General features: G+C 56.6%; 11 protein-coding genes and 1 pseudogene. 8 read left to right on the plus strand and 4 right to left on the minus strand.

Features of this window, described 5'->3' with window-relative positions:
- The first annotated feature begins 136 nt into the window (after positions 1-136).
- The 8 genes from BKD70_RS08115 (at position 137) to BKD70_RS08150 (ending at position 8,823) form a co-directional block, all read left to right on the plus strand.
- Complete coding sequence (locus BKD70_RS08115; protein ID WP_047273484.1) at positions 137-1,657, plus strand: aldehyde dehydrogenase family protein; 1,521 nt, start codon at positions 137-139, stop codon at positions 1,655-1,657.
- Between the two features lie 113 nt (positions 1,658-1,770).
- Positions 1,771-3,219, plus strand: a complete 1,449-nt coding sequence (gene eat, locus BKD70_RS08120; protein WP_047274251.1) for an ethanolamine permease — start codon at positions 1,771-1,773, stop codon at positions 3,217-3,219.
- A 52-nt stretch (positions 3,220-3,271) separates the two neighbouring features.
- The gene (locus BKD70_RS08125) at positions 3,272-4,672 is read left to right on the plus strand and encodes an ethanolamine ammonia-lyase subunit EutB (RefSeq protein WP_047273483.1); all 1,401 of its coding nucleotides are present in this window, start codon (positions 3,272-3,274) and stop codon (positions 4,670-4,672) included.
- Positions 4,669-5,484, plus strand: a complete 816-nt coding sequence (eutC, locus tag BKD70_RS08130; RefSeq protein ID WP_162199725.1) for an ethanolamine ammonia-lyase subunit EutC — start codon at positions 4,669-4,671, stop codon at positions 5,482-5,484. The genes BKD70_RS08125 and eutC overlap by 4 nt, the downstream gene beginning before the upstream one ends.
- A gap of 257 nt (positions 5,485-5,741) precedes the next feature.
- On the plus strand, positions 5,742-6,389 hold the full coding sequence (locus tag BKD70_RS08135; protein WP_047273481.1) for a DedA family protein: 648 nt from the start codon (positions 5,742-5,744) through the stop codon (positions 6,387-6,389).
- Between the two features lie 13 nt (positions 6,390-6,402).
- Positions 6,403-7,215, plus strand: coding sequence for a zinc-dependent peptidase (locus BKD70_RS08140; protein ID WP_047273480.1), 813 nt, complete (start codon positions 6,403-6,405; stop codon positions 7,213-7,215).
- A gap of 101 nt (positions 7,216-7,316) precedes the next feature.
- A complete protein-coding gene (gene ppa / locus BKD70_RS08145; RefSeq protein WP_016779241.1) occupies positions 7,317-7,844 on the plus strand; it encodes an inorganic diphosphatase in 528 nt (175 codons plus the stop codon).
- A 229-nt stretch (positions 7,845-8,073) separates the two neighbouring features.
- A complete protein-coding gene (locus tag BKD70_RS08150; RefSeq protein ID WP_047273479.1) occupies positions 8,074-8,823 on the plus strand; it encodes an XRE family transcriptional regulator in 750 nt (249 codons plus the stop codon).
- 480 nt (positions 8,824-9,303) lie between these two features.
- Here BKD70_RS08150 and BKD70_RS24150 read toward each other — a convergent pair.
- The 4 genes and pseudogenes from BKD70_RS24150 to BKD70_RS08175 form a co-directional block, all read right to left on the minus strand.
- Positions 9,304-10,465 (minus strand): annotated as a pseudogene (locus tag BKD70_RS24150) (IS3 family transposase).
- Positions 10,466-10,680: 215 nt separating this feature from the next.
- Positions 10,681-12,489 (minus strand): AIPR family protein, encoded by a 1,809-nt coding sequence (locus BKD70_RS08165; protein ID WP_047277746.1) that lies wholly within the window; start codon positions 12,487-12,489, stop codon positions 10,681-10,683.
- On the minus strand, positions 12,489-13,502 hold the full coding sequence (locus BKD70_RS08170; RefSeq protein ID WP_047277749.1) for a PD-(D/E)XK motif protein: 1,014 nt from the start codon (positions 13,500-13,502) through the stop codon (positions 12,489-12,491). The genes BKD70_RS08165 and BKD70_RS08170 overlap by 1 nt, the downstream gene beginning before the upstream one ends.
- The gene (locus BKD70_RS08175) at positions 13,502-16,321 is read right to left on the minus strand and encodes a Z1 domain-containing protein (RefSeq protein WP_047277751.1); all 2,820 of its coding nucleotides are present in this window, start codon (positions 16,319-16,321) and stop codon (positions 13,502-13,504) included. The genes BKD70_RS08170 and BKD70_RS08175 overlap by 1 nt, the downstream gene beginning before the upstream one ends.
- Between the last annotated feature and the right edge of the window lie 12 nt (positions 16,322-16,333).

Here is a 16,333-nt window from a genome sequence, read left to right on the forward strand (position 1 = left end):
TCCCGTGCCATGACGGGAGCGCCCGATAGCCCCGTTTTAGAGCACTCAACGGAATCTGGCCCGGCCTTTGCTCCGGCTTAGGGCAGCGCCCGAGCGCGTCCTCCCATAAGCACAAAAAAGCCAGGAGACATTCACCATGCGTTATGCACAACCCGGTACTGAAGGCTCGATCGTCTCGTTCAAGAGCCAATACGGTAACTACATCGGCGGCGAATTCGTGGCTCCCGTCAAAGGTCAATATTTCACTAATACCTCACCGGTAAACGGCAAACCCATTGCCCAGTTCCCGCGCTCGACCGCAGAAGACATCGAAAAAGCCCTCGACGCCGCCCACGCCGCCGCGGATGCGTGGGGCGCGACGTCGGTGCAAGCGCGCTCGCTGGTGTTGCTGAAAATCGCCGACCGCATCGAACAAAACCTTGAACTGCTGGCCGTCACCGAAACCTGGGACAACGGCAAGGCCGTGCGCGAAACCCTGAACGCCGACGTGCCGCTGGCAGCCGACCACTTCCGGTACTACGCCGGGTGCATCCGCGCCCAGGAAGGCAGCGCCGCCGAAATTGACGGCAACACCGTGGCCTACCACATCCACGAACCGCTGGGCGTGGTCGGGCAGATCATCCCGTGGAACTTCCCGCTGCTGATGGCCGCCTGGAAACTCGCCCCGGCGCTGGCAGCCGGTAACTGCATCGTGCTCAAGCCTGCCGAACAAACACCGCTGAGCATCAGCGTGCTGATGGAGCTGATTGGCGACCTGCTGCCGCCGGGCGTGCTGAACGTGGTGCAAGGCTTCGGCAAGGAAGCAGGCGAAGCGTTGGCCACCAGCAAGCGCATTGCCAAAATCGCGTTCACCGGCTCGACCCCCGTGGGCGCGCACATCATGAAATGTGCCGCTGAAAACATCATTCCTTCGACCGTTGAATTAGGCGGCAAATCGCCAAACATCTTCTTCGAAGACATCATGCAGGCCGAACCCTCCTTCATTGAGAAAGCCGCTGAAGGCCTGGTGCTGGCGTTCTTCAACCAGGGCGAAGTTTGCACCTGCCCGTCGCGCGCACTGGTGCAAGAGTCGATCTACGACGAGTTCATGAAAGTCGTGATGAAGAAAGTCGAGGCGATCAAGCGTGGTGACCCGTTGGACACCGACACCATGGTCGGCGCACAAGCGTCCGAGCAGCAATTTGACAAGATCCTGTCCTACCTTGAAATCGCCAAAAACGAAGGCGCGCAATTGCTGACCGGTGGCGCTATGGCCAAACTCGAAGGGGATCTGGCCACTGGCTATTACATCCAGCCGACCCTGCTCAAGGGCACCAACAAAATGCGCGTGTTCCAGGAAGAAATCTTTGGCCCGGTGGTCAGCATCACCACCTTCAAGGACGAAGCCGAAGCGCTGGCCATCGCCAATGACACCGAGTTCGGCCTGGGAGCCGGGCTGTGGACCCGCGACATCAACCGCGCCTACCGCATGGGCCGGGCGATCAAGGCAGGCCGCGTCTGGACCAACTGCTATCACCTCTACCCGGCACACGCCGCGTTCGGTGGCTACAAGAAGTCCGGCGTTGGCCGTGAAACCCACAAGATGATGCTCGACCATTATCAGCAGACCAAAAACCTGCTGGTGAGTTACGACATCAACCCGTTGGGCTTCTTCTAACGGCCTGATTTGCAGGAGCGAGCGAGCCTCGCTCCTGCAGACTTGCAGATTGGCCCTTCTCTTGCTTCACACCCTGTCAAATTTTCCAAACAATAAAGAACAGGTGAATGCACATGCCTAGCGAACCCATCGCCGCCGCAGCGGCACCCTCTTCGGTCGACTTCGAAAAAGTCGGCTCCGATTACTTTCAACAACGCGAACTGAAAAAAGGCGCCGCCGGCTGGGTCCTGCTGGTAGGACTGGGCGTGGCGTATGTGATCTCCGGCGACTATGCCGGCTGGAACTTCGGTCTGGCCCAAGGCGGCTGGGGCGGTATGTTCCTCGCCACCTTACTGATGGCCACCATGTACTTGTGCATGTGTTTCTCGCTGGCCGAGTTGTCGTCAATGATCCCCACAGCGGGCGGCGGCTACGGCTTTGCCCGCAGTGCATTCGGCCCGTGGGGCGGGTTCCTGACCGGCACGGCAATCCTCATCGAGTACGCCATCGCCCCGGCCGCCATTGCCGTGTTTATCGGCGCTTATTGCGAGTCGCTGTTCGGGATTGGCGGCTGGATGATCTATCTGGCGTTTTACATCATCTTCATCGGCATCCACATTTTTGGGGTCGGTGAAGCGCTCAAGCTGATGTTCATCATTACCGCCGTGGCCGCCATTGCCCTGGGCGTGTTTCTGGTGTCGATGGTGCCGCACTTCAGCGTTGCCAACCTGCTGGACATCCCGGTGACCGAGGCCAAAGGCGCCAGCCCGTTCCTGCCGTTCGGTTATGTGGGCGTGTGGGCCGCCATCCCGTATGCGATCTGGTTTTTCCTCGCCGTCGAAGGCGTGCCGCTGGCCGCCGAAGAAACCAAAAACCCCAAACGCGACCTGCCGCGCGGCCTGATCGGCGCCATGCTGGTGCTGGTGACGTTCGCGCTGATGATCCTGGTCATCGGGCCGGGCGGTGCCGGGGCGCATCATTTGATGGCTTCGGGCAACCCGCTGGTGGAAGCCTTGAGCAAGTCCTATGGCGGTTCCACCTGGATGGGCGGTTTCGTCAATCTGGTCGGGCTGGCCGGTTTGATCGCCAGTTTCTTCTCGATCATCTACGCCTATTCGCGTCAGATCTTCGCCCTGTCCCGTGCAGGCTATCTGCCACGCAAACTGTCCGAAACCAACAAAAGCAAGGCGCCGGTACTGGCCCTGATCATCCCCGGCATCATCGGGTTTGGCCTGTCACTCACCGGACAAGGCGATCTGCTGATTCTGGTGGCCGTGTTCGGGGCGACCATTTCCTACGTGTTGATGATGGCCGCGCACATCACCCTGCGCATTCGTCGCCCCAAAATGGAGCGTCCGTACCGCACACCGGGCGGGATTTTCACCTCCGGCGTCGCACTGGTGCTGGCGTGCGTGGCGGTGGTCGCCGGTTTCCTGGTCGATCCGCGCGTGGTGATTGGTGCGGCCGTGATCTATGGCGTATTAATTGCCTACTTTGCGTTCTACAGTCGGCATCACTTGGTCGCCGGTACACCTGAAGAGGAATTCGCGGCCATCCAGAAAGCCGAAGAAACCTTGCACTGATCGCTGAGTAGCCCGCCAGACGCCCCGCGTCTGGCGTCAAGGAGCACCCTGTATGGCAACGTTTTCCCATGCGGTAGGTACGCAGACTTACCGCTTTGACAGCCTCAAAGAGGTGATGGCCAAGGCCAGCCCGGCACGCTCCGGCGATTTCCTGGCGGGCGTGGCCGCGCAAAACGATGGCGAGCGGGTCGCGGCACAAATGGCACTGGCCGACATCCCGCTCACGCATTTCCTGCACGAAGCGCTGATTCCTTACGAGACCGATGAGGTCACGCGGCTGATTATCGACAGCCACGACGCCCAGGCTTTCAGCGGGGTCAGCCACCTGACCGTCGGCGGGTTTCGTGACTGGCTGCTCAGCGACGCCGCCGATGAACACAGCTTGCGCGCCCTTGCGCCGGGGCTGATGCCGGAAATGGCAGCCGCCGTGTCGAAGATCATGCGCGTTCAGGACCTGATTCTGGTGGCGCAGAAGATCCGCGTCATCACCCGCTTTCGCGGCACGCTGGGCCTGCACGGCCGCCTGTCAACACGGCTGCAACCCAACCACCCCACCGATGACCCGGCCGGGATCGCCGCGAGCATTCTCGACGGCCTGCTTTACGGCAATGGCGATGCCATGATTGGCATCAACCCGGCCACCGACAGCATTGCCTCGATCTGCGACCTGCTGAAGATGCTGGACGCGATCATTCAGCGCTATGAGATCCCCACTCAATCCTGCGTGCTGACCCACGTCACCACCTCTATTGAAGCGATCAACCGCGGCGTGCCGCTGGATCTGGTGTTTCAGTCCATTGCTGGCACCGAGGCGGCCAACGCCAGTTTCGGCATCAACCTGAATATCCTGCAAGAAGGCTATGACGCCGGGTTGAGCCTCAATCGCGGCACATTGGGTAACAACCTGATGTATTTCGAGACAGGCCAGGGCAGCGCACTGTCGGCCAACGCGCACGCGGGCGTCGATCAACAAACCTGCGAAACCCGCGCCTATGCGGTGGCGCGGCATTTCAAACCGTTTTTGGTCAACACCGTGGTCGGCTTCATCGGCCCCGAGTACCTGTACAACGGTAAGCAGATTATCCGCGCCGGACTTGAGGACCATTTCTGCGGCAAGCTGCTCGGGGTGCCGATGGGGTGTGACATCTGCTACACCAACCACGCCGAAGCGGATCAGGACGACATGGACACCCTGTTGACCTTGCTCGGCGTGGCCGGGATCAACTTCATCATGGGCATTCCGGGCTCGGACGACATCATGCTCAACTACCAGACCACCTCGTTCCATGACGCCCTGTATGCGCGCAAGACGCTGGGCCTCAAACCCGCGCCCGAATTTGAGCAATGGCTGAGCAAGGTCGGTATTTTCACCCAGCGCGATGGCCGCATCGAATTCGGGCATCAACTGCCACCGGCATTCCGCCAGGCGCTGGCCCATTTGGGAGGTCGTTGAACATGGCCCACACACCCAACGACAGCACAAACCCTTGGCTGGCACTGCGCCACCTGACGCCTGCACGCATTGCGCTGGGCCGCACCGGCACCAGCCTGCCGACCCACGCCCAGCTGGACTTCCAGTTTGCTCACGCGCAAGCGCGCGATGCGGTGCATTTGCCATTCGATCATGCGAGCTTGAGCGCTCAACTGAGCGAGCGTGGCCGTGACAGTCTGTTGCTGCACAGCGCGGCGGCCGATCGTCACAGCTATCTGCAACGCCCTGACCTAGGGCGCAAGCTTCACGACACGTCAGCGCAGATTTTGCGCGATTACACGCACGCCAACCCCGGCGGCGTCGACGTGGCGGTGGTGGTGGCGGACGGACTTTCCGCGCTGGCAGTCCACCGGCACACCTTGCCTTTTCTGGCACGCATGGAGGAGCACATCGCCAGCGATGGCTGGTCGATGTCGCCGGTGGTGCTGGTGGAACAAGGCCGGGTGGCGGTGGCGGATGAAATCGGCGAGCTGCTCGGCGCCAAAATGGTGGTGATGCTGATTGGCGAACGGCCGGGGCTCAGCTCGCCGGACAGCCTGGGCCTGTATTTCACCTACGCGCCCAAGGTCGGGCTGACCGACGCCTACCGCAACTGTATTTCCAACGTGCGGCTCGAAGGGCTCAGCTACGGCATGGCCGCTCATCGGCTGGCGTATCTGATGCGTGAAGCCTGCCGTCGGCAGCTGTCAGGCGTGAACTTGAAGGACGAAGCGCAGGTTCAGACAGTGGAAACGGACACGCCCCGCCAAAATTTCCTACTCAGCGATCAATAAATCCGGCGATTTGTCGCTACCCTGTTGACCTATAGTCACTGTCGAGCCGCGCAAAGCGGGCATCGACAGTCGCTACGGGGCCTCAAAAAAAATCTGTCCCCAATACACGCTTCGCTACAAACTCTAGAAGCAGAAGTTGCTTCAATCCGTATAATCCGTCCGGTTCAAAATGTACGAAAAAACTACACCCTCTGTAGTTCATTACCTTTTTCCCCGCACAGACCTGCTGAGCCGGGTCATCAACACAGGTGCTTTACATGGATTTCAACCCGATCGACATCATCCTGCACCTCGATGTGTACCTCGACATGCTGGTTAGAGATTACGGAGTGTGGATCTACGCCATCCTGTTCCTGGTGATTTTTTGCGAAACCGGCCTGGTGGTCATGCCGTTTTTGCCGGGTGATTCGTTGCTATTTATCGCAGGCGCTGTGGCCGCGGGGGGTGGCATGGACCCGGTGCTGCTCGGTGGTTTGCTGATGCTGGCCGCGATTTTGGGAGACAGCACCAACTATGTCATCGGACGAACGGCAGGCGAGCGGCTGTTCAGTAACCCGAACTCCAAGATTTTCCGTCGCGATTATCTGCAAAAAACCCACGACTTCTATGACCGCCACGGTGGTAAAACCGTGACCATGGCGCGCTTCCTGCCGATCATCCGAACCTTCGCTCCGTTTGTTGCCGGTGTGGCACGCATGCCCTACCCGCGCTTTTTCGGCTTTAGCGTATTCGGCACCATCCTGTGGGTTGGCGGCCTGGTGACCCTGGGTTACTTCTTCGGCAATGTACCGTTCATCAAGAAAAACCTGTCGCTGCTGGTGGTGGGCATCATCCTGCTGTCACTGGTGCCGATGATTGTCGGTGTGGTGCGCAGCCGTCTGGGGCGCACCCCTTCCAAAGCCTGATCGAGACAAGCCCATGTGGTCACTGAGCGAATGGAGACGCCAGAGGATACTTGCCCAGCACCCGGTCGCCCCGGATGCCTGGCATGAGGTGCGCCAACACCTGAGCATCCTCGATGGTCTGGATGACAAACAAGACACCTGGCTGCGAGAGCACAGCGTGCTGTTCTTGCAGGACAAACACCTGACGCCGATGCCCGGGGTTGAACTCACCGAGGTCGGCCGGCTGCTGCTGGCCGCGCAAGCGCAATTGCCGCTGCTGAACCTGGGTGAGCTGGACTGGTATCAGGGCTTTCACGAAATCGTGCTCTACCCCGACGATTTCGTCAGCCCGCAGCGTCACCGCGACGCCAGTGGTGTGGAGCACGAATGGGAAGGGCATCACAGCGGCGAAGCCTGGGAGCATGGCCCGGTGGTGCTGGCCTGGCCGGGCGTGCTATCGAGCGGTGGCTGGGAAGGTTACAACCTGGTGATTCATGAGCTGGCACACAAACTCGACATGCTCAACGGCGCCGCCAATGGCATGCCGCCCCTGCACAGCAGCATGAACGTCAGCGACTGGTCCCACGCCATGCAAGCGGCCTACGACCACCTCAACCATTACCTCGATCACCACAACCCCGATCACGCGCCCATCGACCCGTATGCGGCCGAAAACCCGGCGGAGTTCTTTGCTGTCATCAGCGAGTATTTCTTCAGCGCCCCCGATCTGCTGCATCAGGCCTACCCGCGGGTTTACCAGCAACTGAGCCTGTTTTATCGTCAGGATCCATTGACCCGCTTACAAATGCTTCAGCGTGAACATGTCGGATACCGCGCACAGCACTGATCGCCCAAGCGTGACGTCGTTGCAGGAATACGCCTATAATCGCCGCCACTTTTTGGCCAAATCGGCCAAGCAAACTGGCCTACTAACGGGGGCACCGCCCAATGAGCTACAGCAAGATTCCGGCTGGCAAAGACCTGCCGAATGACATCTACGTCGCTATCGAGATTCCGGCTAACCACGCGCCGATCAAATATGAAATCGACAAAGACAGCGATTGCCTGTTCGTTGACCGCTTCATGGCCACCCCGATGTTCTACCCGGCCAACTACGGCTTTATCCCGAACACCCTGGCCGACGACGGTGACCCGCTCGACGTGCTGGTCGTGACCCCTTACCCGGTTGCACCCGGTTCGGTTATCCGTGCTCGCCCGGTCGGCATCCTGCACATGACTGACGACGGCGGCGGCGATGCCAAAGTGGTTGCAGTGCCTCACGACAAGCTGTCCCAGCTGTACGTGGACGTTAAAGAGTACACCGACCTGCCACCTCTGCTGATCCAGCAGATCCAGCACTTCTTCGAGAACTACAAAGACCTCGAAAAAGGCAAATGGGTGAAAATCGAAGGCTGGGGCGACGCTGAAGCCGCTCGCGCCGAGATCACCAAATCGGTTGCTGCCTACAAAGGCTAAGTGTTGAATCACTGGCTTCGGCAAGTGCCTACACTTGAAAACCCCGGTCTTCCGGGGTTTTTTATGCCCGCTTAAACACGTTAAAACAGCGTGTTCACCCCGTACAAATGAGTCGCACATTAAACGTAGGAAAAGCCTCTAGAAATGGGCGATCCGTCTGATTCTTACGTGCTTTTTTGAACGTTTAGTTTATTTAAACGGCGACTTCTTCTCCGTAAACTCCGCCAGCATGAATACATCCGGTGATCGTCTAAGACTCCTCTTAAGGGAGTGCCATTTATCCGCTTCGGACTTCGCTGCCAATCGCCGCGTTACGCCGCAGCACGTCAACAACTGGTTCAAGCGCGGCATCCCCATGGCTCGGCTTGACGAAATCGCTGAGCTTTTGTGTGTGAACAGTCGCTGGCTGCGTACGGGTGAAGGTTTAAAACACCCCAAAGGCCCAAGCGCGCCTGAACCGCGTGCATCAGCAGAAGCGCAACCCATGCCCCTCAAATCCGCCGTGTCACCCGACACCAGCGATGTCTGCATCGCGTTCTATAACGAAGTGTTAGCGCCCGATGGGGCCGGAACACGCGTCATGGAAATTCCCAACCACCACGTGCGCCTTGACCACTCGATCTTGCAGGCTGCGGAGGTGAATCCGGAACACGCCATTTGCGTCCCCATGATTGGCAACAGCATGACGCACAAAATACAGAGCGGTTCTACCCTGGCCATCGACACCAGCCTCACGCACATCGTCGACGGCGAAATTTACGCCCTCGAACAGGACGGCATGTTGCGCATCAAATACGCGTACCGCCTGCCGGGTGAAGGGCTGCGCCTGCGCAGCCACAACCTCAGTGAATACCCGGACGAAAGCTACTCGGCCGAACAGATCCAGGCTTTGAATATCCGCATATTGGGCTGGGTATTTTGGTGGTCGACCCTCAACACCCGCAGGCCCGCCGTGCCACACACGCTTGAAGACAACTGAAGGACCACCCGCACTGCCGGAAAACCCGGACCGGTTTTAGCTGGGAAACCTTCGCGAAGTTGAGTATGCTGCGCCGCACACTTTGCAACCGCTGCGAGCGGTTCGCACGACCAGACGGCCACACGCCTCTGCGTCCACATCCACATGCCTTTGCGCTGGATGTCCACATTGAAGGTGGGTACGGTTTACCAAAAATAAACCACATCCTCCCCCGAGAAGCCGGCCACAAGCCGGCTTTTTAATTGTCCGAAATAATCCTATCCCATCCGAGAATCTTCCTGATAGCGTAGCTATTCCGGGGGTTCTAAGCATTCCCCTGTCCGATGGTGTTCAAAGCCATTCGATCTCATCCGACGATGAAGTGGGGGGACAGGTGGGGGGATAAAACGGAGACAGGGGAAATCTAATGGGTAAGCTGAATCCGAAACAAGTCGAAAACCTGGTCGAACCCGGCACCTATGAAGATGGTGATTGTAGTGGTCAACTAACCCCGGACACGACGTTAAGTTTTTTCTCGGCCTGAGCGGGCGTTAGCCCGCCATTGAATGTATGAGGCCGTATCCAGTTGTAGCGATGCATCAAATAATGGCTGATGTCCTTTTGCGCCTGCTGAACCGACATGTAACCCACCGAAGGTATCCACTCGGTTTTCAAACTCCGAAATACACGTTCCATCGGCGAATTGTCGTAGCAATTACCCCGGCGACTCATGCTCTGGCTGATGCGGTACCGCCACAAACGCTGACGGAAGTGGCGACTTCCATATTGCGACCCCTGATCTGAATGGAACAGCAATACTTGAGGCTTCCCGCGTTCTCATAGGCCATATCCAGCGCTTTGGTGACCAAGTCAGCATCCGGGTTTCCTGACAACGCCCAGCCCACTATCCGGCGAGCATAGAGATCCATAACCACAGCCAGGTAATGCCATTTACCTTGCGCCCAGATGTAGGTGATATCACCGCACCAAACCTTGTTTGGCTCGGGAACATCAAACTCACGATTCAGTGTGTTTGGAATATCAGGCCGCTCGACCGTTGCTTTTTTGTAGGCATGAGAGCCCGGTTGCTTGCTGATTAACCCTAGCTCCCGCATCAACCCACGCACCTTGAAGCGACCAATTTGCTCGCCATCTTCCTGCATCATCGACACGATACTGCGGCTGCCAGCAGCGCTTCGACTTTGGGTGAACAGTTCGTTAACGCGACTGCGTAAACGAATGCGCTCAACGCTCGGGGTCAACCTTCTGAGGCGATGAGCGTAGTAAGTCGAACGGGTGACTTCGAACACCTCGCACAAGCTTTCAACGGGTTCGTGGGCGCTTAGCTGATGAATCAGCACGTACGCTCGAGATCTTCCGACATCAAGAGCGCGGTAGCCTTTTTTAGTATCGATTTCTCTCGTTCGAGACGAGCGATTCGAACTTCCAGCTCCTGGATTTTTTGCTGCTCTGGGGTCAACGCTTTGCTCTGCGGGGTGACGCCTGTGCGTTCCTGCTGAAGCTGGCCAACCCAACGGCGCAGAGCCGACTCGCCAATGCCGAGTGAGCGACTGGCTTCGATGAAGCTGTAATTTTGCTTGAGTACGAGGTCAGCAGCCTCGCGTTTGAATTCAGCGGAAAAGACACGGCGTTGTTTGGTCATCTGACACCTCGATATGGCGAGCATTCTCGCCTAAATGGGTGTCCGGTTTCATTTGACCACTACAAAATGTCTATTTGATCTATAGTCCAAGGCTCCACTACACGCACTCATTGCTGTGATCCTAAGGTTTCCATGAAACTCATCAATACCTACGAAGACCGTGACGAGGCAGAGGAAGCAGCAGATAGTTCCGCCCGAAACTTGCATTGAGTCATTCAGGATATTTCGGGAATATCAGTCGCCGCTTCCGAATACCTGAAATCTCTGACTTGCCACCAGCACTCAAGCTTCTTGGCCCATTCCGAAATCATCTTCCCGTCAGCACCACGATGAAGCGCTTCATTCACCTCATACGCCCAGGTTGCCAGCTGTCTTTGCAGTTGGGGTGAAATGCCCTGCTCCTGCCAGACTCTATCAAAATCAAAGTTTTGTCCCAGCTTGAGTGCAAGAACGGAAATAGTGTAAACCGTTATATTGCCCTGAAATGCAGGAAATAGAGGTCTGATTACCTTCTGAGCGGACTTGAACAAAATGGCCTGTGCAATCATGTCCTTAAACTTCTTCTGATCCGGAATCACGTCCTCTCCGGTATTCTCCCGCTCTCCCAACTCATCCATAAAGGCCTGAAAGTTCTTCTGACTGCCTAACCCTACCACGTGTGGTTTCTGCTCCCATGTAAACAGAAATTTCGCCAGATCCGGTTTGGTGATCTTGCGATAGGGTGGGATGGCTATCTGCAGCTTTTTCTTTTGAACAACTGTTGTCGCTTCTTTTTCTAGCATCACCTTATAACTACCAGCGGATCGCTCATAGAACCAGCGTCCCACACCATCCGGGCAGTATGTGCGCATTGAAAGCTTTTCTAGCTCGCGATGAAATGGCTTGTTTGCGGAAAGATCGGATTGTTTTACGACGTTCTGGCTATTGGCATAGCGAGAAATGTTAGAAATCAGTTCCTCGTCATTTCCCTGACCATTTCGAAGCACAATGATCTTCGCAGGAACTCGGACGTTGCTCAGATCTATGTCGGGATTTTTTTTCTTGGCGAAATAGATGGATGCTGTCGTCTGCCCCCCGTTGACGATTTGCATACCCTGAAGCCACAAAATACCCGTCGAACCATCAGCGGTACGATCCAGCTTCGCAGCATCGGCTACAACAACGATGCCATTGTTGTAGGCCATGAAACGGTCCGGATTGTTCCGCAAACTGTCCCGGATCCCCTTGTTTACACCTCTGCTGCCAACACCCAGAAACGAACGCACGTTTGCTTCGAGAATGCGCGGCCCGTACTTCTCGTAGAGAAAGCGCAGAGCCTCACCGGGTATTGCAGTCAGGGCATAATCGTATTCGTCGTCACCAGCACCGGGAACCCATACACTCGGCAATGCTGTACCGCAAAGGTCCTGAAAGTTGACCACTAGCTCATCCCGTGGTCGGCCCTGCTGCCAATGGTTGAACAGACGGTGAATATCCATGACTTCAAGGCGTACCTGCTTGCCCTCGATATCTTGGGGCGCATAGTTCCTTGTCTTAACCTGACCATCGGTAATTACGAAAATCCGGATGCTATCCAGAGTTTTGAATATACGTTCAACTTCTGTGACAAGCGGATACGCCTCGTTGGTTTCATCAAGCTCTTCTGAAAGCTTGCCCGTGGCGCAAAATTTGAGAAAGTGCAGACCTTGCTTCGCCGCTCTGCCAATTTCAGGGTCCGGGATGTCTTCAATGTCCTCAAGCCCCTTATAGAGACTCACGAACAGATCCAGTCGATCGGGATTCCCCTGTTCGTCGGTTGTGTCCGAGACAGAATAGCCACTGATTTTGACCTTGTAAGATCCGACCTTAGCACCGTAGTGGCAGACCGTAGGCTCAAAGGTTATTCCCTCGTCGGCCATATGCGTCATCACATGTTCAGTAAATAGGGCCTCTGCAGGCACAGGAGCTTCCCCCGGTGCAACATCCTTCACAATTTCTTCTCGAATCGATGCCTGCGTGTCCCGCAGAAAATCCACAAGTTCCATCAAACGACTCCAAGTTGCTCAAGCACATCCGCCAAGGGATGGTTATCGGCGAGTATTAATGCAAGGTCGAGCTCGTACTGCGCTCGGCGAATGGCTGTTGGGATGCCGAAAGGAGTCAGCCTCGGAAACTCCCCATCAACGAGATGCACCCTTAACTCGCTGAGCGAAAAGCGACGACTGTAGTTCTCTGCCTGCATGTCCAGATACCCCGCCTGATGAAGTGCCTGCTCGAAAAGCCTGGTCGCTGCGGCATCAGGCTCCAGCAGACAGCGCAAATCCGCCACAGACTCGGGAAGTGACATTCCAGAGTCCGTCGATCCGAAGCGAAGTGCTGCAAGGAAGAGTGGGGGACATTGGGATTCGTCGAGTTGATCCAGGGAGGCGATCCTCACCGGAAAGCCTTCCGTTGCCATTGTGGACTTGACCTCTATCGCCCCCGTACCAATTTGAAAGTCATGAAGCCCATCGAGTGGTCCTTTCCACCCTTGTACAGCGGAGAAAAGCAGCACGCCTTCATCAAGCAGTTTACGCAGCAGACAGAGCTCACCCACAAGCCCCAACTCGGCTTCGGGCCCCAGCCCTTCCCGTCCTTTTCGCATAAATTCCTGCCACCCGCGCACTCTTCCAAGCAGTCGCTGATACACAAGTTCTTCGGGACAGTCATTGGCGGACTCCAGTAGTCCGCATACATCAGAGACAACAGCTGCAAACAGCTCCAGGCTGCCTTCAGGTTGACGGACAATTGCGAGCCAATGGTAATCACCTGCGGCCTCCCCCAGCCCGACCCTTTCAATGCGAAATCCCTGCCCCTGAGGCAATTGTGAGGTCGGCGCCATCCTGCAGTTCGCAAAACCGACCAGAACAGCCTCCTCATTGCCCGGCGCATGCCTGGCTGCCTTGATCCTGATTGTTGCTCTCTGAAACAGATCAATCGACCGCCATCCCGGAGCCGACGCGTTGCCGGGGAGGGCCCGCCAGATACCAAGCAACTCGGAACTACTCACTGCCGCCATTACTGTTGCTGCTCCCACATGAGGTTAGTGACGACATAGGGCACAGATTTGCCCGCATTGCTGGATGGAAAGCTGATTGCGAATGCGACGACAGGCAGATCAACTCCCGAGACATTAGAGTCCTCTGGGTCAAGAAGGTACATAAGCAAAAGCCCTCTTTCGGGATGCGGGGCTACTTGACCACGTCCCTGACCACGAACACGTCTGATATAAGGTCCGCTTGGCCTCTCGGGCAACTCCTTGCCTCTGGAACGACCGGGGTCGGGCTTCCAGTCCGTCCGAGTCCACTCAAGAGCGGCATTCCACGACGACTCATCAAGGTCCAGGGCTTCATCCTTAGGAGAAAGCAGACGACCGATCGAGTACTTGTGGTCAGCCTCTTGAGACCTGTTTATTCGCTGCATTCGCTTTACCGCAAAGCCTGCAACATCCTCGGTGCCGGCAACCCCTCCCCCGATAACGGCAACTGTCCAGGAGGTAAGCTCTCCTGACCGGTTCACCTCCTCAATGAAGTTCGCAAGCAGGTCACTTCTCACTTTTCGGGAGTCTGGGTGCGTCTGATACGCCCTCAGAAAGTCGACGACGGGCTGTGCCGGAATACCATTCCAGCTAACCCCGCTCCAACTATCGCTCCGACCGTTTCGGCTCTGGGGAGGGATCGATGATCCCTTGCCCATGGTACTTACAAGAGAGTTGAAAGCCGCGATATTCTGTTCGAGCTGGGTGGGTTCCTTGAAGAAGCTGACCGTCTCGACAATGTCCCCACTGAAAGACAGATACAGTGTTTTGGCGGTCCTCATTTTCAGGGGTGAGGTCACCATCAACACCGGGTGAGAAACGACCTTGAGGCCATACTGACGTGGTGTCAGCCCGCTATCTCTCATGAAGTCGAATTCGGCTCTCAACTCTTCCGCTGCGTCGGCAATGTGCTCGAACCATTCAACCAGATCCGGCGTGGTGTAGAGGCGACATAAGTCCAAGTAACCTGGCCGATAGCCGAACCACCGTCCCATCTGCATCAGCGTGTCGTACATTTTGGAAGCCCGAAGAAAATAGCTAACACACAGGCCTTCAAGCGTAAGTCCTCGGGCCAGCTTGTCTCCTCCAATTGCAATGACCTTCAGCCCAGTAGCGCTATCTACATAGTCCAGCGCATCCTTTGCAGTACCATTGATCATGCGCACATCGATCTGCTCAAGCAGATCAGGCAACGCTCGCTCTATCTCGAGCCAGTCGTCAGCTTTGCACCGAGAGCCCTCTCCCACTTGCTTTTCAATTTCGTGGCTTGTCGTCCGGATGTCTCTATCCCACAGGCTGCAGAGTTCGGCCAGAACGCCTTCATGGTCGATGCGCCTCCTGAGCCGCTGCTTCAACTGCATGATGTAACTGCGAACTTGCCCGTGTACATGCTGCTGAACCAAGTTGAATCGCGTGACGTGTACTAGCATCGAGCTGTGTTCGGCCCCCTGCCCCCGCAGTTGACGAATGGTGCATGCCAGTATGAATGCTTGTATTGCCTCGACCAGCGAAGGAGGAATGACGTCGGAAGGCACATAACTGCTTTTGTGCCCGACAGGCATCCAGCCGCCCTTTCCGTCAGTGGAGCAGTGATCCATGACTGGACGAACCAGATCGAGAGTGCCGATGCGTCCATTCTCCCCCGCCAGTCCGAACACCCTTGACGGGCCGATATAGCTGGATGGCGCGGACAGATTGGTGATGAATGCTGCCGGGAACAGATCGGGCCCTTCCTTTACCGTCTCTCCCTGCTCGTGGATATAGATGTTTGCAAACGGAGTGGCCGTATAACCGATATAGGCCTTTCTCGAGAAGGAGTGCAGTATCTGGCGAATCAGGCTGTTAATAGCCGTGGGTTCATGTTCGAGATCGGGCTGTCCGTTTTCGTCTACAACCTTCTCACCGGTATCCACCGATGCATGATCCGCTTCGTCATCAACGATCAGCAGAGGGAGATGGGTTACCAGTGGACGACCGGTTTCCGGATCCGTCGTTTCTGCAACATGCTTGTGAATCCATTTCAGCAGACGCTGCAGAACCGTCTTGTTCTTCTTGACGACGAACAACCACGGTTTCTGTTCCGGCGAGACACCAAGATTTCTAACAAACTTGGTGTTGAAGTCCCCAGTCTCGGTCCTGTTGGTAACGTACTGGGGACGCAACGCAGGAGAGGGGTCAATTTTTCCAACTCCGATGGCTACGTTTCCCTCTCCCTCTATGGGGCTGGTTTCATAGCCAAGAAACCCCTCATCCAGTCGCATCTGAGTCTGGGAGCGCAGGTTGTTGTGAAGCCCTGCCAGCACGATAATGATTTTGTATCCAGCATCCGCCGCCTTGCAGATAAGCCCCGTATAGTTCCCGGTCTTGCCGGACTGCACGTGGCCGACAACCATGCCTCGACGATCCCAAGGGCCTTCACGCCCAGGATCCTCCAGCATAGAAAGAACATTGTCGGTGGTTTCATCGAGTGCTTCCACAGCACTCCATGGCAGCTTCTTTTCCTGCCACTCTCTGTACCGGCGCCAGTAACGCCACTCCTTCTTGACCTCGCTGGTCAGCCAGGGGACATGCCCGGCCATGTCGACAAGAGAGGAGTCCTTGCCAACCCAGATACTGAACCTTCTTATGAGCTCATCAGTGACGGCCTCGCGATCCAACCCCTCGCCCTTGCTGGGCATGATCTTAAGGACCATGTCGATTTTTTGCGAAATGAGTGCAGGGGTAATCGCCAACTTGCCCTGCTCGTCCACAATCATCTCTTGAACAAACTTAACCACACTCCATTTGTTGTCTTCGGACATTCGTCGCAGCTC

Source organism: Pseudomonas sp. BS-2016 (assembly GCF_001806145.1).
In the GTDB taxonomy this organism is placed as follows: Bacteria; Pseudomonadota; Gammaproteobacteria; order Pseudomonadales; family Pseudomonadaceae; genus Aquipseudomonas; species Aquipseudomonas lundensis.

What these genes read in the sequence shown, in the direction of transcription:
- BKD70_RS08115 (WP_047273484.1), top strand. Translation starts at nt 137, where the DNA reads ATGCGTTATGCACAACCCGGTACTGAAGGCTCGATCGTCTCGTTCAAG.
- eat (WP_047274251.1), top strand. Translation starts at nt 1,771, where the DNA reads ATGCCTAGCGAACCCATCGCCGCCGCAGCGGCACCCTCTTCGGTCGAC.
- BKD70_RS08125 (WP_047273483.1), top strand. Translation starts at nt 3,272, where the DNA reads ATGGCAACGTTTTCCCATGCGGTAGGTACGCAGACTTACCGCTTTGAC.
- BKD70_RS08135 (WP_047273481.1), top strand. Translation starts at nt 5,742, where the DNA reads ATGGATTTCAACCCGATCGACATCATCCTGCACCTCGATGTGTACCTC.
- BKD70_RS08140 (WP_047273480.1), top strand. Translation starts at nt 6,403, where the DNA reads ATGTGGTCACTGAGCGAATGGAGACGCCAGAGGATACTTGCCCAGCAC.
- ppa (WP_016779241.1), top strand. Translation starts at nt 7,317, where the DNA reads ATGAGCTACAGCAAGATTCCGGCTGGCAAAGACCTGCCGAATGACATC.
- BKD70_RS08150 (WP_047273479.1), top strand. Translation starts at nt 8,074, where the DNA reads ATGAATACATCCGGTGATCGTCTAAGACTCCTCTTAAGGGAGTGCCAT.
- BKD70_RS08165 (WP_047277746.1), bottom strand. Translation starts at nt 12,489, where the DNA reads ATGGAACTTGTGGATTTTCTGCGGGACACGCAGGCATCGATTCGAGAA.
- BKD70_RS08170 (WP_047277749.1), bottom strand. Translation starts at nt 13,502, where the DNA reads ATGGCGGCAGTGAGTAGTTCCGAGTTGCTTGGTATCTGGCGGGCCCTC.
- BKD70_RS08175 (WP_047277751.1), bottom strand. Translation starts at nt 16,321, where the DNA reads ATGTCCGAAGACAACAAATGGAGTGTGGTTAAGTTTGTTCAAGAGATG.